Below are 26,271 nucleotides of genomic sequence, written 5' to 3'. Positions count from 1 at the left end.
CTTAGTTTTAAAGTAAGTTGATTGGTACTTTTAAGTACACGGTGCCATTGTCTTCAGGTGCGGGCATATTACCTGCACGAATGTTGACCTGAATTGATGGCAATATCAGTCTTGGCATGGGTAAGGTGGCATCGCGCTTTTGACGAAGTTCGACAAAATCTGCTTTATTTATGCCATTTTTGACATGGATGTTGTGTGCTTTCTGTTCGCCGACCTGAGTTTTAAATTGATGGTTACGACCCTCTGTAGGGTAGTCATGACAAACATAAATATCGGTTGAGTCTGGTAAACTAAACAATGATTGAATCGAGTCATATAAGGTGTTGGCATCACCACCAGGGAAGTCGCAACGTGCCGTGCCGACATCTGGCATAAATATAGTGTCACCTACAAAAGCAGCTTGCTCATTAATGACATAAGCGAGATCGGCTGGAGTGTGCCCAGGGGTATGCATGATACGAATGGCCATATTGCCGACTTGCAATAATTCGTTATGTTTGAATAATCGGTCAAACTGGCTGCCATTGGGTAAAAAATCACGTTCTAAATTAAAGACTTTTTTAAATGTTTGTTGTACTTGAGTGATATGTTCTCCAATGCCAATTTGCCCACCAATTTGTTCACGAATATAACTGGCAGCAGACAAATGATCGGCATGTGCGTGAGTCTCAAGTATCCATTTAACACTTAACTCTTGGCGTTTAACCCAATGCATGACTCGTTGAGCACTGCGTGTGTCTGTGCGCCCAGACTTATAATCAAAGTCTAAAACCGGATCAATAATGACCGCAAAACGGGTGGCATTATCTGCAACCACGTAAGTAAATGTTTCGCTGTCATCATCTAAAAATTCATGAACGCTAAATGTTGAGTTCATTACAAACCTCCTTTACAAATGATGCACAGGGGTCGGGGGAGCCCCTGTGCAATAATGGATTAAAGAGACTTTTTGCTGAAGTACCAATCAACGTAGTCGAACCCTTGGCCTAAACGTGCTTTTGCATCGGCTGTTGTTGCTGGTGGTGGAACAATCACGTCGTCACCAGGCTGCCAGTTTTCTGGGGTTGCTACGGCATTGGCATCGCTTGTTTGCAGTGCTTTAACTAGGCGTACAAATTCATCGACTGAACGGCCGTTACTCATTGGGTAGTACACCATCGCACGCAGTACACCTTCTGGATCGATAATGAATGTGGCTCTTACTGCAGCGGTATCACTAGCACCTGGTTGGATCATGCCGTATGCTTTGGCCACTTCCATTGATAAGTCAGAAATGATTGGGAAAGTAATTTCAACACCAAAGTTTTCTTCAATGTTGCGTACCCAGGCAATGTGAGAATGGATACTGTCAATTGATAGGCCTAATAGTTCGGTATTCAATTGCGCAAATTCTTCAGCTCGTTGTGCAAACCCCATAAACTCAGTAGTACATACTGGGGTAAAGTCAGCAGGGTGAGAGAATAAAACTAACCACTTACCTTTATAATCATTCAATGAACGCATACCGTGCGTTGTTTTAGTATTGAACGCAGGTGCAGGGCGGTTAAGTTGTGGAAACGAAACGATTGATTCAGTCATGTTATTACTCCAAATGGTATTAAATTAAGGATGTTTTAAATCTGAAAACTAGATTACAAACATACTTTGTAATAGCAATGGCTGGGCCAACTTTGGGTTTTTTCAACAAATGAGTTAATTAAATATCTAACCAACTGTTTTATATGGATAATGTTTTTACGTTTTTTTATTGGTGTCATTGTTGATGTAATGTATTAGCAATAGGTAATGCATAGTGTTTGTCACAAATGTCAATTACTGTATTATTTGACTGTCATATATGGCATTAAGTTGATTTACATTCATCAATGATGCAAACGTTACTGAGATGAACCGCAAAATGGTGACTAATCATAGAAGTTTAGATTATTGATTTGGTTAACCACTGTTTTTGAACGTTTTGTTTTAAGGAGTATTTAGTGCAAAAATTGGAATTGGCTTAGGGGCGATATTAATATTGTTAATCAGTGGATGTTCATCTACTGACAAGTCAGAACTCAAAGAAGTGGCGAAAGTTGAACAAAATAATCCTTTGAAGGTAAAGGATGCATTAATTGCCACTTTCGTTAATGCGCCAGAGCCACAAGTAGGGACGCTACAAGAAGACGTTAAAAATGCGATATCATCAAATTCAGCGTTAATCCTTCAACAAAGTGACAACCTTATTGTTGCAAGGTTTAATACCAAAGGTTCCCCAATAGCATCAATATACCAACATTGTGATTTAGCATATCATTTTTCATCATTAAAGCTTGCTCTTGGCCCCTATGTCACTGGAGATTGTCGTTCAATCGTTATTGAAGCAACTAAAGTAGATTAAATATAGGGTAGCTGGAGGTATTAGCGTCCAGCCACATGCAACCCTGCTAGCGGCGATTCATTCCTAATCAAGGTTGTGGTTAGCATTTATTCAGGCTATCTCGCCATGTGGCCAGCGCGTTAATGTGGCTTGGGTAAATACCACAACAGCCACCGATAATGGTCGCTCCTAATTGATGCCAGCGCTTGGCAAACTCAAGATATTCGTCCTCAGAAACATGACGCAACGTTTGCAAAGTGCCATTGGCTTGATGGCCTGATTTGATTGGGGTAAAACTATTTGCATAGACACCAATCGCGAGCGAGTTATTGTGTTGCGCTAATACCTGTAACACATCCTTAATGGCTTGCTCGATAACCTCTGGGATAGAACAGTTAAACAAGATCCCCGTTGCATTTGTTACTAACAATGCCGCAACAGCATCGGTTAGCAATTCTCCTGAACGTAGTCGAATCGGCTGGTCAACTTCATCAATCAGAGTATAAGCGAAATAACAGGGTTTATCGGTATTGGCTAGCACTTTAGCTATCACCTGTGCTTCAGCAATACTGGCAATTGTCTCAGCAAGCCAGATATCGACGTGCTTATCTTGAGCGTTAAATAAGGTAGAACAGATCTCATAGGCCCGCTTTGCCTCAAATAACTCGGGACGGTAGGATCCTAAAGCGGGAGGGATTGAGCCAGCAACAAGCACTTTTTGTTGAGATTGAGTCACAACCTCACGCGCAATATTTGCCGCTTTTTCAGCAAGTTTTGCTCCTTGCTCGGCATACAGTCCTTCACCTAAATGAAACGGTACACAGGCATAGCTATTGACGGTAATAATCTGCGCTCCAGCTTCGATAAAGTTTTGATGTGCTTGCGCTACAAATTGTGGGGATTCAATCAGTGCTTGCGCACTCCACAGTGGTTGAGAAAAAGGCGCGCCGATACGTTTGAGTTCACGCCCCATACCGCCGTCTAAAATTGTCAGTGTTTTCATAATGGACTTCCGTACTACTCAATATCTACTCGGGCTATTCAAACATAATATCCTCCAACTCAAAGCGAAATCTTCTCATTATCGATAAGATAACATTTCGCTATTGTGGATATCCGCGAGATTATACCAATGATATTGATGAGGTTGGCATTTAATGGCTGACAGCATCACAGTGCTAATATAACTACGAATGTAAAAAAGCCAATCATTATCTGATTGGCTTTTTTGATTGATAACGCAAATATCTAAGTCGATATTTAATTACCAAATACGTACGCGTTGATCTTCAGGTAAATACAGCTTGTCACCCGGTTTAACATCAAACGCTTTGTACCATGCATCGTGGTTACGTGGCGCAAGTGCACGGTAACGACCAGGAGCATGAGTCCCAGCACGCAGTTGGCTTAACATGCTTTGCTCAGTGCGTTTTTCTTTCCAGACTTGTGCCCAAGCCATAAAGAAACGTTGGTCACCCGTGGTGCCATCGATGATGGGGGCTTCTTTACCATTAAGGCTCAATTTATATGCATGGTAGGCCATTGATAGTCCGCCTACGTCACCAATGTTTTCGCCTAAACTATTACGCCCATTTACAAAGTTGCCAGAGATTGGCTCATACAAGCTGTATTGTTGCGCCAGCATGTCTGCTTTTGCTTCAAATGCTGCACGGTCTTCATCTGTCCACCAGTTACGCTGAATACCGTGGGCATCTGATTTTGAGCCCTGATCATCAAATCCGTGGCCCATTTCATGGCCAATAACCGCACCAATGCTGCCGTAGTTCACTGCTGGATCGGCATTGGGGTCAAAAAACGGTGGTTGTAAAATAGCAGCAGGAAACACGATTTCATTAAATGAACTGTTGTAATATGCATTCACAAATTGCGGTGTCATACCCCAACGGTTACGGTCGGTTTTTTTCAGCTCGTTAGCCACACTATCAGCCTGGAAAAACTCACGTAATGAACGAATATTACTGACTAAATTGTCTTTGGTTAGGGTTAGACCATCGTATTCTTGCCAGACATCGGGATAACCAATCTTAGGGGTAAACGCAGCTAATTTTGCGTGTGCGTTAACCTTAGTTTCTTTGCCCATCCAATCTAAACCATCAATACGTTGACCAAGCGCGGTGCGTAGGTTTTCGACCAGCTCTGCCATTTGTTGCTTAGACGATTCAGGGAAGTAACGGGCAACGTACACTTTACCAATGGCAAAGCCTAAAGATTGCGTGCCTGACATCTGCTCAACTGCGCGTTTCCAACGTGGGCGAGGTTCTTCTTGGCCATTTAGGGTTTTTCCAAAAAAGGCAAAGTTACTGTTAAAAATATCGTCAGATAATAGTTCAGCATTGTTGGTGATAGTGTGGAAGATTAAATAGTCTTTCCATACATTGATAGGGCTATTATTGACCAATTTAATCATTGCATTGACTGGGTCTGGTTGAGCAATGTTAAGTTGTGGAACTTGATAGCCCATTTGTTCAAAGAACAGATCCCAATTAAAGCCAGGATATGTGGTAGCTAGCTCACTACGATTTAATTGATTCAGGGTTAAATCACGGTCGCGGCGTTTTTCTCTAGGCCATTGGCCTTCTGCAATTTGGGTTTCTAAGGCTAAAATCGCTTCGGCGCGTTGTTTGCCGTCTTTTATGCCAGCATAGGCCAACATAGTAGCAATGTGTTCAAGATAGGCCGCTCTAATGGTAATAAAACGCTCATCGTCTTCTAGGTAATATGAACGGTCAGGTAAACCTAGGCCACCCGCACCAATGGTCAGCTCGTATTGGTCTGGATCCAGTCTGTTAAACCACATGCCGCCACCAATTGGTGACGCTGCACCTGTTAACCAGCCTTGACCAAAAATTTTGGTTAAATCGTCTGTGCTGTTAACCGCGTTGATGTCATCTAATACGGGCTGGATTGGGCTAATACCACGTTTATTAATGGTGTCTGTGTCCATGTATGCGTGATAAAAATCAGCAATAAGTTGTTCATCTGCGGTTAGATTTTCACGACTGGCGATATCATCAATAATGGCTTTTACTTGATCTTCACTGCGCTCAGCTAATACAGCAAATGCACCGTAACGGGTTTTATCTGCTGGCATTTCAAAATTGTCATACCAGGTACCGCTGGTATACATAAAGAAATCATCACCGGGTTTAACGGCTTCATTACGCGCAGATAAGTCAATGCCAAAAGTACCAAGTTCAGCCTTAGCCACTGGGGCTGGTTGTACTGCAGGTGTGGCTTCGGTGGTTTTTTGTGTGTCATTATCACTACAAGCCGTTAGCATTACAGCTGTTAATGCGATAGAAATTAAGGATTTATTCATTGTGAGCTTATTTCCTTTTTATATTCTCATTTTTATGATTTATTTGTTGTTTGCGGTTATATCATCTAAAACTGGCAAAAATTGTCAATCAACGAATTGTTAGTAAATTTATATCTGTTGCGTTTTAATTCGTATAGACAGTCTAACAACAAGATGAATTATTGATTATAAATCAATAACCTTAAATTAAGTTGAATTGCTGCAGGCTCAATTGCTTGCTATCACGGTTTGAATTTTTTAGTCAGTTTGAGGTAAAAAGGCCTTATATTTCTATATAATGCCGATCGTTTAAGCGACTTGAACGATCTTTTCTAGGCTTCATAATCGGTCTTAGATTTATTTCTGAGGCCGATTTTTTATGTCTGAATTTTCTTTAGAGTTACAAGCGACTGCTGAATTGCATTTTCCAGAGTCAATCGACTCATTTCGCAAAAATATCCCTATCGAATGGGTATCGGAAGCCGTTAATCAAACAGGCCGTGCCGCCGTCAGAAAGAGAAGATTCCCTGCTGAACAAGCCGTTTGGTTGGTACTTGGGATTGGTTTGATGCGTAATCGTTCTATTAGCGATGTTTGCGATAAATTGGAATTGGCTTTTCCTGATTCAAAAGGCGATTTGCCCCCCTTAGCCACGAGCAGCATTGTTAAAGCTAGACAGCGCATTGGTTATGAACCATTGCGGTACCTATTTCACACCACGGCAACTCACTGGGAAGCTGAAGGACAGTCAGACTCAGTCTGCGGTCTTAAGCTTCTTAGCGTTGATGGCACTCAATTTAAAACGCCAGAAACTGAAGATAATAAAAAGTTAGGCTACGCCAGAGGTAAATCAACATTCCCCTCGGTCCTTGCTGTGACGCTCATGTCAACACGAACGCACCTCATTTCTGATGCCGCCTTCGGCCCCATAACAAACAGTGAAATATCTTATGCTCAACAACTTGTAGGCTCAGCCCCAGATAATTCTTTGACTCTTTTTGACCGTGGTTTCATGTCTGCAGAGCTTTTTGAATCATGGCGTGGAGCAGGAGCGAATACTCACTGGCTCACACCAATAAAAAGCAAATTTAGGTACGAAGTTTTAGAAGAATACTCAGAGCACGATAAACTGATAAAAATGCCTGTGTCACCTGATGCAAAAAGAAAATATCCTCACCTTAGGGATAGTTGGCAAGCTCGTTTGGTGCTTATTCCTGTGCCTAAAGGAGAAATCAAAGGGTTTATAACCTCACTAGAATGCCCGATTACCTACCCATTGAAAGATATCATTAACGTTTATTGGGAACGCTGGGAAATAGAGCAGAGTTATGGTGAACTCAAGCAAGGTCAACTGAATAATCAAGCCATTCTTAGAAGCCAAAAAGTCGAAGGTATTTATCAAGAACTATGGGGAATCTTAATTTCTTATAACCTAGTTCGATTAGAAATGAAAAGGATGGCAGAATCTCATGACGTAGAGCCATTAAGAATAAGCTTTATCAATGCATTAAGACTCATTCAAGATGAGTTCCTATGGTGCTCAGGACGGACACCTGGAACGATCCCTAAAAAGCTGCAAAACCTTAGGGAGAATGGAAAGCGATTAATCCTACCAAAAAAAAGAAAGCGAAAACCATTTCCAAGACAAGTGCTATATAAAGCACCACGTTACCCCTATAAGAAAAGAGCCGCTCACTGTTAAGCGAGCGGCATTATATATTTCTATAAGGCCTTTTTATATGATGCAATGCCGATGTCATCTACGCGTTTTGTACCACAGCTTTTTTAACGCTTCCATTGCCAGAACGTGCAGCATAAACCAGTAATACACCAACAATTAACACAATCGAACCACAAAGTAAGAACATTAATCGACCTGTAGGTTCATTAGGGATTAACGCCATAATCAACACACCAAAACCTGCAACGGTAATGAGGTTACCGAGCATTGAACGCTGTTTAGTGTCTAGGGTTTGCTGATCTTCACTGTCTGCAATAACAGGGGTGTTCCAGTTAATAAACAGTTGGTCGACTTCTTTTTCTCGTTCAGGGGTTAAGCCTTTATAAAACAGCATGGTCGTAAAGAAGAAACCACCAGTAAAAATAACGTGCGCCGCTAAGCTTAGGCCAATCTTTAAGTCAGACCATTCACGATCGGTAAGTGGCGTTTCTAAACCTAATATAGCTTCAAATTGTCCAGCTGTTAGCGCAATACCAAAGACGTAAGACACAAAACCACCCACAATTAAGGTTGTCCAACCAGACCAGTCTGGTGTGTTACGGATCCACATGCCAAGTAATACCGGAATTAACATCGGGAAGCCGATTAATGCTCCAACGTTTAATACAATATCGAACAAGCTTAAGTGACTAAGAGAGTTGATAAACAAGCCAATCAAAATCATGATAACGCCCATGATGACAGTGGTGATTTTACTCACGGTGACTAACTCTTTTTGCGAGGCATGCTCACGTAATATCGGTGAATAGAAGTTACAGACAAAGATGCCTGCATTACGGTTTAAGCCTGAGTCCATTGACGACATGGTGGCGGCAAACATGGCCGACATTAACAAGCCGACCATACCGGCAGGCATCACTTCTTGTACAAAGGCTAAATAGGCTGCATCGCCCGCTTTGTCGCCCATTGAAGCATATTGCAAGGCAAATTCAGGCATAAATGCGCTTACATACCAAGGCGGTAAAAACCAAATTAATGGGCCAACAACCATTAATATGCAGGCGAGGGCAGCGGCCTTTTTGGCATTTTCACTGTCTTTGGCACATAAATAACGATATGCATTAATGCTGTTGTTCATCACGCCAAATTGCTTAACAAAGATAAACACTACCCAGAGTACAAATATGCTGACGTAATTTAAGTCATTGCCCAACACAAAGTTACCGTGGAATTTGTCGATGATATTGCCGATCCCACCACCATAAAAATAAGCTGCTATTGCACAGGTAATGGTCACGGCCATAATGACAATCATTTGCATGAAATCAGAGGCGACAACCGCCCAAGACCCACCCGTGACTGACATAATAACCAGTACTGCACCGGTCACTATGATGGTGGTTTCCATTGGGATATCAAACACAGCCGATACAAAAATCGCTAAACCATTAAGCCATATACCTGCGGAAATTAATGAGTCAGGCATGCCCGCCCAGGTAAAAAACTGCTCTGATGTTTTACCAAAACGTTGGCGGATCGCTTCAATCGCGGTGACGACTCTAAGTTGTCTAAACCTAGGTGCGAAGTAGAGGTAATTCATTAAATAGCCAAAGGCATTGGCTAAAAACAACACAACAACGACAAACCCGTCAGAAAAAGCCCGACCCGCAGCACCGGTAAAGGTCCATGCGCTAAACTGAGTCATGAATGCGGTGGCCCCAACCATCCACCACAACATTTTGCCGCCACCTCTAAAGTAATCACTGGTAGATGTAGTGAATTTTCTAAACATCCACCCAATGGCAATTAAGAAGAAAAAATAGGCAAGTACGACAAGCATATCAATAGTCATGATTTAGCCTCGATAAATAAAAAGCTCATTTTTGTGTTAACAATGTTAACCGCGAAAAAAAGACCATAGCCTGTATGGTCAAATAGTATTTATTTTGAATTATGAATATGTGATACAGCAACGCGCACTAAACGGCCAATTTCATCCCATTGTCCTGAGTCAATCAGGTTAGTGGGAACCATCCAGGTGCCGCCACAAGCAAGCACAGCAGGGATATCAAGATACGAATCAATATTGTCTAAATTCACCCCACCCGTTGGCATAAACGTTACCGGATAAACGGCAGTTAAAGCCTTAAGCATGTTAACGCCACCAGAGGGCTCAGCAGGGAAAAACTTAAGTGTTCTGAGCCCCATTTCCATGGCTTGTTCAACCAGGCTTGGGTTGTTGACGCCGGGCACAATTGGCATGCCTTTATCAAGACAGTGTTGCACCACACGTGGATTAAACCCTGGGCTAACAATAAAGTCGACTCCAGCATCTATCGCCTGATCGGCTTGCTCTGTGGTTAAAATGGTCCCCGCACCAATAAACATTAAAGGAAATGCGTCTCGCATAGCTTTAATGGCATCGGCTGCGCAGTCTGTTCTAAAGGTGACTTCAGCGCTTGGCATGCCGTTATCAATCAGTGTTTTTGCTAGCGGGACCGCATCTGAGGTCTTATTAATGGCAATAACAGGGATGAGTTTATGTTTAGCTAATAAATCGTTCATCAAAATCATGGTATTCTCGAGGCTATTTATAATTGGATTTCTGGCATGGCAACCATGGGAATAATGGCTCCGGGATATTGGATCACGGTACTGGCCATAATGTGTCCTGCTAATGCGGCTTGTACTGCGCTGCCTTGACTGAGGCGTTTAGCTAAAAAGCCAGCATTAAATGAGTCGCCAGCTGCTGTGGTGTCAATAATGTTGCTTACAGGGGTTGCTGCTACATAACTGGTTTGATTATTTTCAATGACTATACAATCCTCAGCGCCTCTTTTAATGATGAGTTCTGTTACGCCTGCTGTTTGTGTACGGCTAATGCATTGTGTAACCTCTGTATCACCGTACAATTGTATTTCGTCATCAAAGGTGAGTATGGCAATATCTGTTAAGGCTAATGCTTTAGCGTATTCATCCATTGTTTGCTGTGGGTTTGACCACAATTTGGGGCGGTAATTATTATCAAAAATCACTTTACCGCCACGGCGCTTAAATTCACTGAGTAACGAAAATAATGTGCTTCTGCCTGACTCAGTTAATATTGCCAGGGTAATACCAGTAATTAACAGATAATCGTAACTGAGCAATTGCTCTGTAAGATGTTCAGATTCTGGCTGATCAAACAGGTATTTTGCCGCTGAATCATTACGCCAATAATGAAAACTGCGCTCACCAGTGTCATCGGTTTCAATGTAGTACAAACCAGGGTTTTTATGAGCTAGTTGCAATACTAAACTGGTGTCAATGCCTTCAGCCTGCCAGGCGGCTAACATTTGCTCACTGAATGAGTCATAACCGAGAGCCGTTACATAGCTGGTGGTAATTGACTGAGCTTGAGTTAAACGAGCAAGGTACAATGCTGTGTTGAGTGTGTCGCCACCAAAAGCTTGCTTTAAGCCGCTCAATTTCTTTTGAAGCTCAACCATACATTCGCCAATAATTGCAATTTTCAATGGTTTCATGCTGTTACCTTATAATGAGTATCGATTACTTTAAAAAGTCTTCGCGGGCAGGAGAGAACATGTCAAGCAACACACTGTCATGCTCTAGGGCGACAGCTCCGTGCATAAGGTGTTTGCGAGCAATATAGGCATCGCCGGCTTTAAGCACTTGCTTTTTGCCATCGACTTCAGCTTCAAAGCTGCCACGAATGACATAACCTATTTGATCGTGGATCTCGTGTGCATGCACATAACCGATGGCGCCTTTATCAAAATTTAAATGCACAGCCATTAATTCGTCAGTGTATCCAACGATTTTACGTTTTATACCATCACCTAAATTTTCCCAGGGGTGATCATCAGCGATAAAAAAAGGATTCATGTTCGTTCTCCAACTGCATTATATGTTGCCTTCATTATACAAATAATAAACATTAAATACATATTGTAATACAATTAGTTCTTACCAATGGTGTGTAAATCGGTAATATAGAAATAAAACCATTTAAATACAGGTGCTTATTATTTAAAATATTTTTGAATAAGTTTAGATAAATTGAAATAAAAGCGTATATTTTAGGTGTATTTGATAAAAATCATTGTAAAAAAGCTAATTTGTATGACAATATTGTCATACAAATTTAGATGCGATGAAGATAAGTTATTAGCCAAAAGGTAAATACTATGACCATAACAACGCCCATCTTACTTACGCAGGCAGAAATAGCCGATTTACGTAAAGAGTTTGGACGCACAAGTTTGATGGGGAAAACAATAGCTGCCCATATCAATGAACTGCAAAATTTTATGGCTTTGCCTATCGATGTGCCTGGGCACGGTGAGGCGGGTGGTTATGAACATAACCGACACAAGCAAAACTACACCTATATGAATTTAGCCGGTCGGTTGTTTTTAATCACTGAGCAGCAACAGTATGCAGACTTTGTTATTGCGCTATTAGACGAGTATGCAGATAAGTATTTAACATTTGATTTTCATGTGCAAAAAAACACGAACCCAACAGGGCGTTTATTTCACCAAATATTAAACGAACATTGCTGGTTATTATTCACAAGCCTTGCCTATTCTTGCGTGTCACAAGTGATGACCCCAGCGCAACGTAACCGCATAGAAAGCCAAATATTTGAACCTATGTTAGAGATGTTTACGGTTAAATATGCCCATGACTTTGACCGTATCCATAATCACGGTATTTGGGCCGTCGCTGCGGTAGGCATTTGTGGCTTAGCAATCGGTAAGCGAGAATATTTAGATATGGCGGTTTACGGCATAGAGCGTAATGACAGCGGTGGTTTTCTTGCGCAAATTTCGCAATTGTTTGCACCATCTGGTTACTACATGGAAGGGCCTTATTATCATCGCTACGCCATCCGTCCAACCTGTTTATTTGCTGAAGTGTTACATCGCCATATGCCTGAAGTGGATATATACAACTACAAAGACAAAGTGATTGGTAATACAGTTGAAGCCTTATTGTCGACTGCCTATCCTAATGGCGAATTCCCAGCATTAAATGATGCGTCACGTACTATGTCGATTACTGACATGGGCGTACAAGTTGCTGTGAGTGTGTATAGCAAACATTATGGTGTTGACGATAACTTATTAGGCATGGCTAAAATTCAAGACAGAGTTTGGATGCATCCATGTGGATTAGTGTTGTCGCGTGCACTTGAACAAGCAGAGCAAAAGGCCAGTGTTGGCATGCCATTTTGGCCAAGTGTAGAGTTAAACGAAGGCCCTGATGGTACCCATGGCGCACAAGGTTTTATCCGCATGCAGGATAAAAACGGTGATGTGTCGCAACTGGTGATGAATTACGGCCAGCATGGTATGGGGCACGGTAATTTTGACACCTTAGGGATCAGTTTCTTTAACCGTGGCCAGGAAGTACTACGTGAATATGGTTTTGCCCGTTGGGTTAATGTTGAGCCTAAATTTGGCGGCCGTTATCTTGACGAAAACAAATCTTATGCACGGCAAACGATTGCACATAATGCTGTTACCGTTGATGAAAAGTGCCAAAACAACTTTGACGTCGCCCGAGCAGACAGTGTACACGGCATACCGCACTTTTTTAGTGTCGACAGCGATGTGATTAGCGGCATGAGTGCTTTTGCGAACCAACATTATGATGGTTTATCGATGCAGCGTAGCGTGTTTATGTTGGCGCTAGATGAGCTTGAATCGCCTCTGTTAATCGATTTATATCGTTTAGCGGGCGAGAGTGAGCATCAATACGACTATTCTCATCAATATGCCGGGCAAATTATTCGCACCAGCTTTGATTATCAAAGCCATCAAGAAGTGTCTACGTTAGGTGCTGACAATGGCTACCAACATTTGTGGAATATCGCCAGCGGTAAACCGAGTGAGACCGCTTTAGTCAGTTGGTTACAAAACAACACCTATTACACATGGCTTGGCACCAGCAGTAATGACTCAAGTGAAGTGTTTTTTACGCGCACAGGCGCTAATGACCCAAGTTTCAATTTACGTAGCGAACCTGCTTTTATTTATCGCACTGCAGGTAAAACAACCTTGTTAGCATCAGTGCTTGAAACTCACGGATATTTTAATGAAGAGTTTGAGCAGTCGGTAAACGCTCGCGGTAAAGTGTCGTCCATCAAAGTCTTAGGTCACAATGATGTCGGTTCGGTGGTGCAAATATTCACCAGTAACTCGCTTATTATTCTTATGGTTTGTAATCAATTAACCACAGCAACAAGTCAACACAGTGTGACTTTTAATCAGATAAACTATCAATGGACTGGCCCTTACGCTGTCGACATTACTGCCATTAAGCAGGAGAAATAACATGAGTTACCAACCTTTATTACTCAATTTTGAAGAAGCAGCGCAGCTCAGACAGTCGCTCAATACCGACACCCTTTTGGGCAAAGCCCTATCGCGTGACATTGCCCAAACAGACAACTATATGGCTACGGTAGGCATTGAAGTGCCAGGACACGGTGAAGGTGGCGGTTACGAGCATAACCGCCATAAGCAAAATTACATTCACATGGATTTAGCTGGCCGGTTATTTTTAATTACTCAAGAAGATAAATACCGCAATTACATTGTGAATATGTTAACCGCCTACGCCACTGTGTACCCAACACTTGAAAGCAATGTCAGCCGTGACAGTAATCCACCGGGTAAGCTCTTTCACCAAACACTCAATGAAAACATGTGGATGCTCTATGCATCGTGCGCGTATAGCTGTATTTATCACACCTTAGATGAATCTCAAAAACGTCATATTGAAGACAACTTACTTAAACAAATGATTGATATGTTTGTTGTTACCTATGCGCATGATTTTGATATTATTCATAATCATGGCTTGTGGGCAGTGGCTGCCGTAGGTATTTGTGGTTATGCGATAAACGATCAAGCATCAGTGGACAAAGCACTGTTTGGCCTTAAGTTAGATAAAATCAGTGGCGGATTTTTAGCGCAGTTAGATCAATTGTTCTCGCCAGACGGCTATTACATGGAAGGGCCTTATTATCACCGCTTTTCGCTACGGCCTATTTACTTGTTTGCCGAAGCCATTGAGCGTCGTCAACCAGATATCGGCATTTACCAATTTAACAACTCAGTGATTAAAACCACCTCTTATGCGGTAATGTCGACGGCGTTTCCTGACGGCACCTTACCAGCACTAAATGATTCATCTAAAACCATCAGCATTAATGATGAAGGTGTGATCATGGCCACCAGCGTGTGTTATCACCGTTATGAGCAAAATGACACCTTACTGAGTATGGCTAATCATCAGCAAGATGTGTGGGTACATATTTCTGGGTTAACTTTATCTAACGCGGTTAAAGACACCGATAACATTAAACCTTTTAGCTGGGGCAGCTTGTTTGTAACAGACGGGCCAGAAGGTGAAAAGGGCGGCGTAGGTATTTTACGTCATCGCGATGCTAAAAATGACGATACCATGGCACTTATCTGGTTTGGCCAACACGGTAGCGATCATCAATATCATTCTGCGCTTGACCACGGCCATTACGATGGTTTGCATTTAAGTGTGTTTAACCGTGGCCAAGAAGTATTACACGACTATGGGTTTGGCCGTTGGGTAAACGTTGAGCCTAAATTTGGTGGGCGTTACATTCCTGAAAACAAGTCTTATTGTAAGCAAACCGTCGCTCACAATACGGTGACTGTTGACCAAAAAACGCAAAACAATTTTGATACCGCCCTTGCTGAATCTAAGTTTGGCCAAAAACACTTTTTTAAGGCTGATGACTCAAGTTTACAAGGGATGAGCGGCCGTATTGCAGATTATTACGATGGCACACAAATGCAACGAACTGTCATTGTTGCCGATATTGCTGAATTTGAAAAACCATTGATTATCGATGTGTATCGGATTGTGGCAGATAGACCACATCAATACGATTTACCTGTGCATTATTCTGGGCAAATAATCCGCACTGACTTTGATTATCAAACCGAGTCAAGGTTAACGCCATTGGGCGCCGACAACGGTTACCAACATTTATGGAATGTTGGCTCAGGTAATGTCAGCGGTAGCAGCTTACTCAGCTGGCTGCACGGCAATAGCTATTACAGTTTAGTGTCGAGTGCGGCACCAGACAGCAAAGTGATCTTTGCACGTACCGGCGCGAATGACCCAGACTTTAATCTTCGCAGCGAACCTGCATTTATTTTACGCCAATCTGGGCAAAACCATGTATTTGCCTCAGTGTTAGAAACACATGGCTATTTTAATGAGTCGATCGAAGCCTCTGTTGGCGCGCGAGGCCTGGTTAACAAGGTAGATGTGGTTGGTCACAATGAAATTGCCACTGTGGTTAGTTTTAGCACCACTAATGGTCATTTCTATACGGTTGCGATTTCAAATCTCAGTGGCGATGCGTTAGAGGCTCATCATACTGTTGAGTTTAATGGTCAAACTTATCAATGGCAGGGCGCTTTTGCGATAATCTAAAGCCAAACGTTCTGTGAGTGTATAAAAAGGTTGAATATGATGTTCAACCTTTTTTTGTTAGCGTGACAACTGACTTTAAATATGTGTAAGATTTTATATATAAAAATAAAACGAGAGCAGTAGAATGGCGACAATAGAACAGATCCAGCACTTTTTTGATACAGAGTTTGCTCATTCAAATATCGTTATTGAGAGCATCTCACCGCGACAGTCTACTATTCGACGCTCTGTCACTGAGCGAGATCTAAGGCCAGGTGGCACGGTATCGGGTCCTTTTATGATGGCACTGATTGATGCTTCTCTTTATGCCACTATTTTTGGCGAACTAGGCTTATTGGTGTCTGCAGTCACCACTAATTTAACTATCAATTTTCTTAATAAGCCATCGAGTGAGGTGGATGTTATTGCAAAATGCAATTTACTAAAATTAGGGACTACACTGGTTGTGGGCGAAGTGACTTTATATTCTGAAGGTAAGTTAGAACCTATTGCTCACGCTGTTGGTACTTACTCGATACCAAAGGTGTAAACCATTATTGATTTTTAATTTTTATCGGGTGTAAATTTTTTGTTGGTTTGACATACATTGCAAAATAATCAATGAGTTACTGCAATACACACTGTCGCTATTAATCGCTATTATTTCACCTAAGTATTGTGTGCTATATCAGTTTACTGACTCATTTTGTACAGCTGTGCAAAGCGCATTTTATTTTGCGGTTGTAATTTTTTTTGCTGGGCTAAAAACAACTCAGCAGTCGATACCGCATCAGCTAAGGCATTGTGGCTATTGTATTGGGGTAAATTATAACGCTCTCTGGTTGCAGCTAGTGTTAAATCGATGTCTGGGTTATTGACTGACATTGCCATATGTTTTTCGATACTTAGCGTGTCTAACCAGAGCAAAGGTAACCTTGATAAGCCAAAATTGCGTAACATGTATTTTTGCAAAAATTGTGCTTCTACCAAGCAGCCATGTGCTACAAGAATTTTATTTTTTGATGCACTAAATAATGCCTTAATTGCATCATGGATAGCATCTCCTTCGTTTAGCATTTGTGGGGTAATATGGTTAATTACCGCTGTTACAGGGTTGATTTGTAATTTTGAGTTAATGTAAAGATGTTTGCACGATGCCAGATCAATTTGTGAGTCAATAATTTCAACCCAGCCAATCGATAAAATTAAATCATTATCAACGTCTAATCCCGTGGTTTCAAAGTCTAACACCAGATAGTTAAATGACTCTGCGGTGTCATATAGAGTGGGTACGGTTTCAAGTAAGTTATCTTGAATAAAGTCAGGCAGTTTATTACTGAGTAAAAATTGCTGACGTTCACGCATTATGCGCATTAAGGGATGAAAGTAATGAATAAATGATGTCATTAACGGCTCCCAAACCTGACTTTTGCCGCCTCTTGCAAGTCAGCAATAATTTTAAACGCATCTTTTAGATGTTTACGCTCAAAGCTACCAAAATGGTCGGGGTTAATGTTGTTATTGGGTTCTTCACCTTGTTTTAAAGCCACTAATTGGTGATTAAACCTAAACGATAAAATAAATTTATACGCGCCAATAATATTTTTATATGAGTCATCACTGAGTATGCCTTTTTCATTAGCGGTTTTAAAACGCTCATCGGTGGCAGATAAATCACACTCAACTGCGAGGCCATAGATACGGGCAAGATCAATAATTAAGTTAATCGCGTATTTTTTTACATCGAGAGTTTTTTTGTTTTCACCGGTTTTTTCAAGTACCAGTTTGTTAAAAATCCCTAAAGGGGGATTAGTGTTTACGGCGTCTTTGACTAAGCTACTTAAAAATTCGCGGTTATTATTAATGTTGCTGTGCAGTGCATTTCTCAGTTCAGTTTCAAACTCTGCATTGCCATATATGGTACGAATTTCAAGAAAAACACTAATGTTGAGTAAGCATTCGTATTCTGGGTTTGCTACCCATTTTTTATAATAGGCTTTCCAAATTGACACAGGTTGGCACCACTTTGACGTGGACCCCATATAATTGCCCGAGCAAAGAGGGTAGTGGCAGCTGGCTAATCCATGAGTAACCAGGTTAGCTAAATGTTTAAAGTAGATTTTATCGTTGTCTGTGGCATCATCGGCCAGCACGATAGCACTGTCTTGGTCGGATAACATGTGCACTTCATTTCGCGCATGAGAGCCTGCCACTATCCATGCAAAATCACAGGGCGGTGGGCCTAACTTATCAATGGCGATATGTATCAATCGCCGAGTATAGGCGTCCATAATCATGGTCATTACTTTGCCAATGGTTTCTGGTGCAACTTTGCCTTCGACTAACGCTTCAAATATAGCTTGTCGTTCAGGGGTAAAACTGGCTAAAACCGAGGTGCTGCCTGCATATTTTATTTTATCAATCAAGAATATGGCTTGCATGCGGTGATTTTGCACCAGGTGTGTCGTGGTTAATAAACCAATGACTTTATTGTCTTTAACCACAGGTAAGTTACGAATATTATTTTGCATCATTAAGGACGCGGCATGCAAAACAAGATCGTCTGGTTTAATAATGTGTGGCGAGAGGGTCATCACATCTTCGATGGGACGTTCCACTGAAACGCCATCTGCGATGACTCTTTTGGTCATATCGCGGTCGGTAATTAAGCCAACGATGTGATTGTCTTTATAAATCACAGCACAAGATGTTCTTAGTACATTACGCATTTCATGAGCGACTTGTTTAATGCTCATGTCAGCAGTAACAATAGCAATACGGCCGGTGGCAATATCACCCACACGGCGTAAAAATAAGCCTTTTTCTTTGTTTGACCAGACAACATCTAAAGCAGACTTTAACCTTACTTGTGCTTGTGAGGCAAAATGCTCAGCAATATGAGGTGATTGTGTAAATAAGGTTTGCAGTGCGGAGTGTGGAATTAAATAAAGCAGCGTATTTTCAATTGCGGTGGCGTAATACCCTTCGTCTTCATTGACGTTAGAATCTAAAAACGTAAATCCAAACAGATCTTCCGCACCAAGCCTTGCGCGCAGCACACCATTGGTTTTTCGTTGCTCCATTGAACCTGTACGAACAATATAAAGCGACTTCTCTTTATCTTTTTCTGCCAGGTTAATTTTTTCGCCTTTGCCTAAGTAGCAGATCTTAACGTGACCGCAAAGCTCCCTTAACTCTGTTTTATCGATTTTATCAAAAGGGTCTATCTGGTTAATAAATGACAATATATTAGGCAGTAAAGATTGCGGCATAACATAAAACCTCTGGTACTTAATAACAATCAGCACAATAATGTGATCATTCTTACTGGTTAACATCTCTTATAACGTCGTTAGCCATGTTGAAGGTAGAACAACTCGCTCGCTGCAATTTATGCGTTATTCTAAGCGATTTTTGCTACGCAATCTCTGAATACGTATTTTATCCTGATTGGTATAACACAAATTATGAACACACAGTTGTCATGCGTGAAGGCAAACATTTTTGGTATTAACACATGTTTCTATTAATAAAATACCGACAACATTGTCATACTTAGTCAATTAAAGGCTGTTGTTGTCCTAATAAAACACACGACTATAACTTTTATGATTAAGCTGGGTATTTATCTTTAACAGTAAGTAAGTGAGCTGCCGATGCTGCGCGAGCTTTTTCGCTGTTTCCAGACATGATAGCGCTGTAAATTTTACGATGTTCTTCAATACATGTGCTGCCATCTTCAGACGTGTGATGGATAAAGTTAGCAAACATGGTGGTTAAGATGTTACCAAAGGGCAGGTAAAATACATTGCCGGTGGCATTAAAAATTAAGCTATGAAACTGGGTGTCAACCGAGGTCCACTTTGCTTGATCAAATACATCAGCTTTGGCAATGTCGCACATTTTTTCAAAGATTTCCGACAGCTGCATTCGTTGCTCTACGGTGGCATGGCGAGCGGCAAGGGCACAGGCTTCAGGTTCTATTGCAATACGTAATCCAAGAAATTGACAACAAAATTCGTCATTATCAGAAATACCGTCCATCCATTCAATGAGTTGCGAGTCTAAAAAGTTCCAGTAGGCTCGCTCAACCACTTTAGTACCAACTTTCGGTTTTGATTTAAGCATGCCTTTTGATGTGAGCAATTTAACGGCTTCTCTAAGTGCCGTGCGACTGACACCAAATTGATCGCAGAGATCGATTTCACTCGGAATAACCGAATTTTGAGCAAGTTCGCCAGACAATATCTTTCTCGCAATTTCACGAGCGACTTGTACATGTAAACTTCTCTTTGAGCCCGCAATCGAATCAAAATCACCGATCATAATCATCTCTATTTATTATAAATACTATTTAATGACAACTATACACCTAAAGACCAACGATATAAATGCGTAATATTTTACTGTCGACTTAACATGGCTATGTTAAATGTATCGATTTAAAAATGAGTCGTGTTTGATGGTGTTGTTTGTATTTTCTTCTATCTTATTAATGGATTATATTTTTTTAAGTCGTTGTTGTTTGATTTTTGATCCGTCTATCTTTGGCGTTTAAAATCAGTTTTCTGTTTTCTTTCTTGTGTGCCACCTTGTGCTTTTTGAGCAAGAAAGCACATTACCATGACTGTTTTTTACTATATTATCAGATGCATTTGTATTACTTAATGTGTAATCTACAAGGCTGTAAGGAAATAGATAAACCTAAATTGCATTGACATTAATGCCTGTCTTTTAATGACCGAACCGAAGTCGCCTTGACTTCAATAGGCCCTACTGACGTGATTCACTCACTGTGTTTATTGTCATTATTGTGTAAGGAAATACTGTGTTTTTACCTTTAACATCGAACGCTTATATTAAACGCAATATTTCCCTAGGTTGGCCTTTGGCATTAAATGCCTTGTTAATGCAGTCGATGTTAATGATTGATACGCTGTTAGTTAGCCCGTTAGGGGAGGTGTCATTAGCGGCAATGGGGATAGCCACAACCATAGTGGCATTTATTTTGGGTATTCAGATGGCACTGGCTAATGGAACCCAACTGGTTATGAGCCGGGCGGTGGGCTCAGGCAATAGCCAAAAATTAGCAAACAGTTTTTGGTCTGGCATGTTAATCAATATGCTTGTTGCTGTGTTTTTTTGGGTGATGTTAACAGTTTTAGATGGCGATATTATTCAATGGCTTACTGATAATGCTAACCTGTATAATGAAATAGCGGCCTATCTTAATGTTGCAAAGTATTTAGTGTTATTTACTGCAATCACTCAGGTGATAACGGCCATGTTTAATGCACTCGGTCAAAGCAAAATACCCTTTAAAAGTTATTTAATTGAATTGCCTATTAATGCTTGCGCATCTTATATATTAATTTATGGTGTTTTTGATTGGCATGGGCTTGGGGTCGTTGGTGCAGCGATAGGCAGTGTGATTGCGATTAGCTTAAGAATGGTCTTTTTAACTGTATGTTTAAAGTATAAACAAGGTTTGGACCTTTCTTTTAACAGTAAAATGGCATTGTTCATAAATAATATTAAATTGCATTTCGTTGAAATATTTCCAGTCGCTGCTAACGTGACTATGTTGTCAATTGGTGCGACAGTCTACCAATTATTGTATTCGCAGCTGTCTATTAATGCCTATGCCGCCATTACACTATTAATGCCCTGGATACGAGGAGGTACACAATTTATTACCTCATGGGCGCATGCCTCTGCCATCACGATTAGCCAGGCGATTGGTTCTAAAAAGCTCGACAACTTAACTCAAGATGTTGATATAAGTATTATTATGGCAGTGGTGTTATCTGTATGTTCTTGTGGGCTATTCTGGGGATTAAGTTTTGTTATTGCAGATATTTATCCAGGATTAGACCCTGAAACCTATTTAGCTCTCTCCGCCATTGCTCCGCTTTATATATTATTGCCGTTTATCCGCGGCTATAACACAGTACATGGTCATATATTGCGTGCATTAGGCAAAACGACCGCAGTGTTTAAAATCAATTTTACCGGGCAATGGTTAATTTCTATTCCGCTATGTGCATTGTTAATACTGTACTTTGATGCTTCACTATTTTGGGCTTTTGCTGTGATGCCATTTGAAGAAGCGGTTAAAGCATTACCTTTTCGATATCTTGCTAGAAAAACCTTATCAGAATTTGATAGTCAAACCGCTGATAAGCTCATTTAACACGATAGTAATTAACAACGTTGAGCATAAATATCAAGCAATTGAATTTAATAGTAAGGCCTACAATTCTCAATTATACTAATCCTATTTTGCGTTAGACGCATTACTCAATCAACCAGCGTCAATGTTTAGGAATACCCATAATTGAAAACATCACTCTTCCTTTTAACAACGGGATTTATGCTGTTAAGTGGTTGTCAAACTACAGCAGTAAACGATGTAAAAGCACATAAACCCGCAAAAAACGCTCAAAATGCAACGCAATACAAGATCCCTAAATCGATAGTACGCCGTGAATACAAAGAGTCTGGTGATGTATGGGAACGGATCCGCTTTTCTATGGATATGCCCATACCTGACCAGCACTTAGTTAACCGTTATCGCCAATGGTATATCGATAACCCTAAGCACTTAGAGCAAATATCTCAACGTGCTCGGCCATTTTTGTATTTAATTGTTCAAGAGTTTGAGCATCGTGATTTGCCCATAGAGCTTGCATTACTTCCTATTGTTGAAAGTTCATTTAATCCGCTTGCTTATTCAAGTGCCAACGCATCCGGGTTGTGGCAATTTACTTCGCCAATGGCAAGCCATTTTGGATTAGACATGAACTGGTGGTACGACGGCCGTAAAGATGTTCCTGCCGCAACGTCTGCTGCCCTTGATATGCTCGAATACTTGTATAAAAAAACCGACAATTGGCTTTATGCGCTTGCTGCTTATAACGCAGGTGAGGGCAGATTAAGAGAAGCAATACGGTACAACGAAGAAAAGGGACTAGGAACTGATTTTTGGTCATTGCCTTTACCCACAGAAACCAAACAATATGTGCCACAATTATTAGCGATTGCCGATGTAGTTAAAAACGCAGAGAGTTATGGTATTACCTTACATTCCATCCCCAATAAACCGTTGGTTGAAGTGATTGATGTTGGTAGTCAAATTGACTTGGCTGTTGCAGCTAAGTTAGCCAAGATCCCTGTTAAGCGTTTGCAAAAGTTAAACCCCGGTTTTAATCGTTGGGCTACGTCACCACAAGGTCCCCATCAATTAGTTGTGCCTGTGAGTAAGGCTCATAAATTTAAACAAGCACTCGCCGCTACCGATATTAACGAAAGGCTAAAATGGTATAAATATCTTATCCAAAATGGTGACAATATTACTGTGATTGCTCAGCGCCACCAAACCAGCGTTGAAAAAATCAAAGCCATGAATGACATTCAAGGTGATAAAATTATTGCCGGCGATATTTTGTATATGCCTCACACAGCTTCACAAGTTATTTTAGATGTAGAACGTGCTGCAACGCAGTCTGCGGCAAAACAAACTGCCAATAAACCTTCGGTATCCAAAGTTAATAGCAAAGCTATTGCAGTTACCACTAATACCGGCGCTAAAGTTGCTCACACTGTACAGTATGGTGATACGCTCTGGAGTATTGCCAGAGTATATAAAGTCAGTGTTGAACAAATTATCAGCTGGAATAACATGAGCGATAGAGATAAATTGTCAGTGGGGAAAACATTAAGATTTTATCCTCAGTCTAATAATAAACAAAGACAACTTTAGTTGGTTATTATTTGACCGTCCGAGGGTGGGTTGTTTGTATATTATTTGCTCAGATTGTTTGTGCAAAGATTACAATAATCTACATTGTATAACGGATTATGTTTGACGTGTTCACTTTGTTGATAAGTCATACTCTATTTTGTCAGAAAATCGAATATAAGCACCGTTTAGCCCCCTAAATTAATAAATTTGTGGGCAGCATAAACTACAAAAAGCCTCTGCCCGTCGGGTTGAGGTTAATACCAATCAACGCAAGAATGTGATCATTCTTGCTGGTTAACATGGTTTATAACATTATTTTATGCCGCGTAAAAACGTTGATGTAGGGCTGAAATGCCCACAACAACTACATTCACATCAACGTATGCCGATAAGAATTAGGTCCACAATAACTAGGTCCACAATAGCTATTCTTGCAACAACTATCCCCGCAATTATCCGTCTTGCTTAATCTCACTTTATCTCTGAATATAATAAATAAACACTAAATTAAAATTTTATAAAAATCCAATCAATATGGCATACTTTTATTATTTGTTCGTGTAAATTTGTCTTAAATGGAATTAATGTTTCGTAAGTTGTGCATAACATTTGAGGGCTTTGTTAACATGGTGAAGTTGAATTTATTTTCTTACTCTGCAATCGTAACTGCGTTTACCAGCTTGCCACTTATAGCAAATGAGTCAGATTCATTAGATCTTAGTTTACAAGAATTGATGAGCGTCGAGGTTACATCGGTTTCAAAGCAAAAACAGCCCTTATCAAATTCACCCGCCGCGATATATGTGATCACAAATGAAGCTATCCGTCATTCTGGTGCAACATCGATTCCTCAAGCTTTACGGGATGTACCAGGGCTTCATGTCGCCCAATTAGACTCACAAAAATGGGCAGTCAGTAGCCGTGGTTTTAATGGCCGTTATAATAATAAATTGTTAGTGATGATGGACGGCCGAACATTATATTCCCCCGCATTTTCAGGCGTATATTGGGAAGTGCAAGACACCCTAATGGCCGATATTGAACGTATTGAGGTGATTCGAGGCCCAAGTGCTGCACTATGGGGCGCGAACGCAGTTAACGGTGTAATTAACATCATTACCAAGCACAGTGCTGATACGCTAGGTGGTTATGCTGAACTTGGTGTGGGTGATTATGAACAAGGTTTTGCAGGTACTCGTTATGGTTCGCACTTATCAGACAGTGCAACATCAAGAGTTTATATCAAAGCAAATCAAAGAGATTCCTTAGCGCATCAGTCACAAGACTTAGATAGTAATCTGGTTGAATCTGCCGCCTCGGTGAGTAAAGACAATAGCTGGAATCACCTGCAAATGGGTGGGCGTATAGATGTGCAGCTCGAAGCCGACACCAGTTTTACATTAAGTAGTGACGCCTATACGGCAAATATGGAGCAGGCATCAAATGTTGCATCTGTAGAGGGGCCTGCTTATCGTGATTTTTATCATGAAGAGCTTAAAAGCGAAGGTGTGAATCTGTTATCTAAATACACAAAAGCGTTAACTGCAACCTCAGAATACAGCCTGCAAGCCTATTTTGATTATGCCGATAGAGAAGAGGAACTGTATCAGTTAAAAACCAATACCTTTGATATTGATTTTCAACATCAATTTTTATTTGGCACTGACCATAATATCCTCTGGGGCTTAGGATACCGCGTTATTCAAGATGATTTAACTTCATCGACGATTTTAACCAGCTCAGAGTCACCTTCAACTAGTACTCAATTATGGAGTGCATTTATTAGTGACGAAATTTCAATAGTTGATGACCAGTTATGGCTTACCTTTGCATCTCGTTTTGAGCACAATGATTATACGGGGTTTGAAATCCAGCCCAATGTTCGGCTAATGTGGCAGATTGATAACCAAAACAATCTATGGGGATCGGTTGGTAGGGCATTAAGAACCCCAGCAAGAGTTGAGAATAATACTTCAGTCAACGCCGTCAATATCGCACCAAGTGAGGTATCGCCTTTAGTTAAAGTCTTTGTGGTAGGCAGTGAGGATTATGAGTCTGAAGAGATTATTTCATATGAAATGGGTTATCGCTTCATGCCAATGAACACCTTGTCTTTTGATGTCGCGATGTTCTTTAACGATTATAACAAATTACGTAGTACATCTGAAGGGATCACCGACTTTAGTACATATCCAGATTATGTCAGCCAATATACCTATTTTGAAAACCAGTACGATGGATATAACTATGGTGCAGAGCTATCGTCAATGTGGGCTGTTACTGATTTGCTGCAAATGCGCATTAACTACAGCTATATTCGCAATGAATTCGATGATGTGCTTGGTCAAAACACTAAAGCCCCTGAGCAAATGGTATCAAGCATTATTGATTGGCAACCATTGACAACGCTGGGGGTTAATGTTGTTTGGCGCTTTATTGACAGTACAGAATCGCTCACGGGTGAAGGAACTCGTTACAAAACCATCGATAGTTATAAAGGGGTTGATATTGCGCTAAATTGGGCTGTGTCGCCCGATATTATGTTATCGGCTTACGGTAAAAACTTATTTTACCCAGCCCACCTAGAATATGAAGCCGAAAGCATTTTACTGCCTTATAGTGTTGGCCCTAGTTATTTTGTTAAAGTCAGCGTTGATTTTTAAATTACGATGAAAAAAGTGACTTTTTATAAGCAATTT

At 40.8% G+C, this 26,271-nt stretch carries 19 protein-coding genes; 8 read left to right on the top strand and 11 right to left on the bottom strand.

Going from position 1 to position 26,271, the window contains the following annotated elements; all coding sequences use genetic code 11:
• Positions 1-7: 7 nt before the first annotated feature.
• On the bottom strand, positions 8-877 hold the full coding sequence (locus K8B83_RS13280; protein ID WP_188737690.1) for an MBL fold metallo-hydrolase: 870 nt from the start codon (positions 875-877) through the stop codon (positions 8-10).
• A 59-nt stretch (positions 878-936) separates the two neighbouring features.
• Positions 937-1,578 (bottom strand): peroxiredoxin, encoded by a 642-nt coding sequence (locus K8B83_RS13275; RefSeq protein ID WP_188737692.1) that lies wholly within the window; start codon positions 1,576-1,578, stop codon positions 937-939.
• A 436-nt stretch (positions 1,579-2,014) separates the two neighbouring features.
• On the opposite strand from K8B83_RS13275, the gene K8B83_RS13270 reads away from it, so the two are divergent.
• Entirely contained in the window at positions 2,015-2,377 is a 363-nt protein-coding gene (locus K8B83_RS13270) for a hypothetical protein (protein WP_188737694.1), read from the top strand.
• Between the two features lie 79 nt (positions 2,378-2,456).
• On the opposite strand, the gene K8B83_RS13265 is transcribed toward K8B83_RS13270, so the two are convergent.
• Both K8B83_RS13265 and K8B83_RS13260 read right to left on the bottom strand, forming a co-directional pair.
• Positions 2,457-3,359 carry a homocysteine S-methyltransferase family protein gene (locus K8B83_RS13265; protein WP_188737696.1) on the bottom strand — a complete coding sequence of 301 codons (903 nt, stop codon included), beginning with the start codon at positions 3,357-3,359 and terminating at the stop codon, positions 2,457-2,459.
• A 261-nt stretch (positions 3,360-3,620) separates the two neighbouring features.
• Positions 3,621-5,696 carry a M13 family metallopeptidase gene (locus K8B83_RS13260; protein ID WP_188737698.1) on the bottom strand — a complete coding sequence of 692 codons (2,076 nt, stop codon included), beginning with the start codon at positions 5,694-5,696 and terminating at the stop codon, positions 3,621-3,623.
• A 358-nt stretch (positions 5,697-6,054) separates the two neighbouring features.
• On the opposite strand from K8B83_RS13260, the gene K8B83_RS13255 reads away from it, so the two are divergent.
• Positions 6,055-7,377: an IS4 family transposase gene (locus K8B83_RS13255; RefSeq protein ID WP_223417409.1), complete on the top strand. Its 1,323-nt coding sequence runs from the start codon at positions 6,055-6,057 to the stop codon at positions 7,375-7,377.
• 58 nt (positions 7,378-7,435) lie between these two features.
• Here the strand turns inward: K8B83_RS13255 and K8B83_RS13250 are convergent, their stop codons facing one another.
• From K8B83_RS13250 to K8B83_RS13235, 4 genes are all read right to left on the bottom strand, one after another.
• On the bottom strand, positions 7,436-9,208 hold the full coding sequence (locus K8B83_RS13250; protein ID WP_188737700.1) for a sodium:solute symporter family transporter: 1,773 nt from the start codon (positions 9,206-9,208) through the stop codon (positions 7,436-7,438).
• An 89-nt stretch (positions 9,209-9,297) separates the two neighbouring features.
• A complete protein-coding gene (locus K8B83_RS13245; protein WP_223417408.1) occupies positions 9,298-9,930 on the bottom strand; it encodes a bifunctional 4-hydroxy-2-oxoglutarate aldolase/2-dehydro-3-deoxy-phosphogluconate aldolase in 633 nt (210 codons plus the stop codon).
• Positions 9,931-9,947: 17 nt separating this feature from the next.
• On the bottom strand, positions 9,948-10,880 hold the full coding sequence (locus K8B83_RS13240; protein WP_188737707.1) for a 2-dehydro-3-deoxygluconokinase: 933 nt from the start codon (positions 10,878-10,880) through the stop codon (positions 9,948-9,950).
• Between the two features lie 25 nt (positions 10,881-10,905).
• Positions 10,906-11,241, bottom strand: a complete 336-nt coding sequence (locus tag K8B83_RS13235; protein ID WP_188737709.1) for a cupin domain-containing protein — start codon at positions 11,239-11,241, stop codon at positions 10,906-10,908.
• 302 nt (positions 11,242-11,543) lie between these two features.
• On the opposite strand from K8B83_RS13235, the gene K8B83_RS13230 reads away from it, so the two are divergent.
• The 3 genes from K8B83_RS13230 to K8B83_RS13220 all read left to right on the top strand — a co-directional run bounded on the left by K8B83_RS13230 (position 11,544) and on the right by K8B83_RS13220 (position 16,378).
• Positions 11,544-13,697 carry a heparinase II/III domain-containing protein gene (locus tag K8B83_RS13230; protein WP_188737711.1) on the top strand — a complete coding sequence of 718 codons (2,154 nt, stop codon included), beginning with the start codon at positions 11,544-11,546 and terminating at the stop codon, positions 13,695-13,697.
• A gap of 1 nt (position 13,698) precedes the next feature.
• Positions 13,699-15,849 (top strand): heparinase II/III domain-containing protein, encoded by a 2,151-nt coding sequence (locus K8B83_RS13225; RefSeq protein WP_188737713.1) that lies wholly within the window; start codon positions 13,699-13,701, stop codon positions 15,847-15,849.
• Positions 15,850-15,973: 124 nt separating this feature from the next.
• Positions 15,974-16,378 carry a PaaI family thioesterase gene (locus K8B83_RS13220; RefSeq protein WP_188737715.1) on the top strand — a complete coding sequence of 135 codons (405 nt, stop codon included), beginning with the start codon at positions 15,974-15,976 and terminating at the stop codon, positions 16,376-16,378.
• A 143-nt stretch (positions 16,379-16,521) separates the two neighbouring features.
• Here the strand turns inward: K8B83_RS13220 and K8B83_RS13215 are convergent, their stop codons facing one another.
• From K8B83_RS13215 to K8B83_RS13205, 3 genes are all read right to left on the bottom strand, one after another.
• The gene (locus tag K8B83_RS13215; protein WP_188737717.1) at positions 16,522-17,235 is read right to left on the bottom strand and encodes a 3'-5' exonuclease; all 714 of its coding nucleotides are present in this window, start codon (positions 17,233-17,235) and stop codon (positions 16,522-16,524) included.
• Positions 17,235-19,100 (bottom strand): putative nucleotidyltransferase substrate binding domain-containing protein, encoded by a 1,866-nt coding sequence (locus K8B83_RS13210; protein ID WP_223417407.1) that lies wholly within the window; start codon positions 19,098-19,100, stop codon positions 17,235-17,237. Before K8B83_RS13210 ends, K8B83_RS13215 begins: the two co-directional genes overlap by 1 nt.
• Positions 19,101-19,440: 340 nt before the next feature.
• Positions 19,441-20,154: a FadR/GntR family transcriptional regulator gene (locus K8B83_RS13205; protein WP_188737721.1), complete on the bottom strand. Its 714-nt coding sequence runs from the start codon at positions 20,152-20,154 to the stop codon at positions 19,441-19,443.
• Between the two features lie 502 nt (positions 20,155-20,656).
• Between K8B83_RS13205 and K8B83_RS13200 the strand changes: the two genes are divergently transcribed.
• The 3 genes from K8B83_RS13200 to K8B83_RS13190 all read left to right on the top strand — a co-directional run bounded on the left by K8B83_RS13200 (position 20,657) and on the right by K8B83_RS13190 (position 26,235).
• Positions 20,657-22,021, top strand: coding sequence for an MATE family efflux transporter (locus tag K8B83_RS13200; RefSeq protein WP_223417406.1), 1,365 nt, complete (start codon positions 20,657-20,659; stop codon positions 22,019-22,021).
• Positions 22,022-22,165: 144 nt separating this feature from the next.
• On the top strand, positions 22,166-23,590 hold the full coding sequence (locus K8B83_RS13195; RefSeq protein WP_188737723.1) for a LysM peptidoglycan-binding domain-containing protein: 1,425 nt from the start codon (positions 22,166-22,168) through the stop codon (positions 23,588-23,590).
• 608 nt (positions 23,591-24,198) lie between these two features.
• Complete coding sequence (locus K8B83_RS13190; RefSeq protein ID WP_188737725.1) at positions 24,199-26,235, top strand: TonB-dependent receptor plug domain-containing protein; 2,037 nt, start codon at positions 24,199-24,201, stop codon at positions 26,233-26,235.
• Positions 26,236-26,271: the final 36 nt, after the last annotated feature.

Source organism: Shewanella inventionis (assembly GCF_019931735.1).
Lineage (GTDB): Bacteria > Pseudomonadota > Gammaproteobacteria > Enterobacterales > Shewanellaceae > Shewanella > Shewanella inventionis.
This window is presented reverse-complemented; position numbering and strand designations above follow the sequence as displayed.

What these genes read in the sequence shown, in the direction of transcription:
- K8B83_RS13280 (WP_188737690.1), bottom strand. Translation starts at nt 877, where the DNA reads ATGAACTCAACATTTAGCGTTCATGAATTTTTAGATGATGACAGCGAA.
- K8B83_RS13275 (WP_188737692.1), bottom strand. Translation starts at nt 1,578, where the DNA reads ATGACTGAATCAATCGTTTCGTTTCCACAACTTAACCGCCCTGCACCT.
- K8B83_RS13265 (WP_188737696.1), bottom strand. Translation starts at nt 3,359, where the DNA reads ATGAAAACACTGACAATTTTAGACGGCGGTATGGGGCGTGAACTCAAA.
- K8B83_RS13260 (WP_188737698.1), bottom strand. Translation starts at nt 5,696, where the DNA reads ATGAATAAATCCTTAATTTCTATCGCATTAACAGCTGTAATGCTAACG.
- K8B83_RS13255 (WP_223417409.1), top strand. Translation starts at nt 6,055, where the DNA reads ATGTCTGAATTTTCTTTAGAGTTACAAGCGACTGCTGAATTGCATTTT.
- K8B83_RS13250 (WP_188737700.1), bottom strand. Translation starts at nt 9,208, where the DNA reads ATGACTATTGATATGCTTGTCGTACTTGCCTATTTTTTCTTCTTAATT.
- K8B83_RS13245 (WP_223417408.1), bottom strand. Translation starts at nt 9,930, where the DNA reads ATGATTTTGATGAACGATTTATTAGCTAAACATAAACTCATCCCTGTT.
- K8B83_RS13240 (WP_188737707.1), bottom strand. Translation starts at nt 10,880, where the DNA reads ATGAAACCATTGAAAATTGCAATTATTGGCGAATGTATGGTTGAGCTT.
- K8B83_RS13235 (WP_188737709.1), bottom strand. Translation starts at nt 11,241, where the DNA reads ATGAATCCTTTTTTTATCGCTGATGATCACCCCTGGGAAAATTTAGGT.
- K8B83_RS13230 (WP_188737711.1), top strand. Translation starts at nt 11,544, where the DNA reads ATGACCATAACAACGCCCATCTTACTTACGCAGGCAGAAATAGCCGAT.
- K8B83_RS13225 (WP_188737713.1), top strand. Translation starts at nt 13,699, where the DNA reads ATGAGTTACCAACCTTTATTACTCAATTTTGAAGAAGCAGCGCAGCTC.
- K8B83_RS13220 (WP_188737715.1), top strand. Translation starts at nt 15,974, where the DNA reads ATGGCGACAATAGAACAGATCCAGCACTTTTTTGATACAGAGTTTGCT.
- K8B83_RS13215 (WP_188737717.1), bottom strand. Translation starts at nt 17,235, where the DNA reads ATGACATCATTTATTCATTACTTTCATCCCTTAATGCGCATAATGCGT.
- K8B83_RS13210 (WP_223417407.1), bottom strand. Translation starts at nt 19,100, where the DNA reads ATGCCGCAATCTTTACTGCCTAATATATTGTCATTTATTAACCAGATA.
- K8B83_RS13205 (WP_188737721.1), bottom strand. Translation starts at nt 20,154, where the DNA reads ATGATCGGTGATTTTGATTCGATTGCGGGCTCAAAGAGAAGTTTACAT.
- K8B83_RS13190 (WP_188737725.1), top strand. Translation starts at nt 24,199, where the DNA reads ATGGTGAAGTTGAATTTATTTTCTTACTCTGCAATCGTAACTGCGTTT.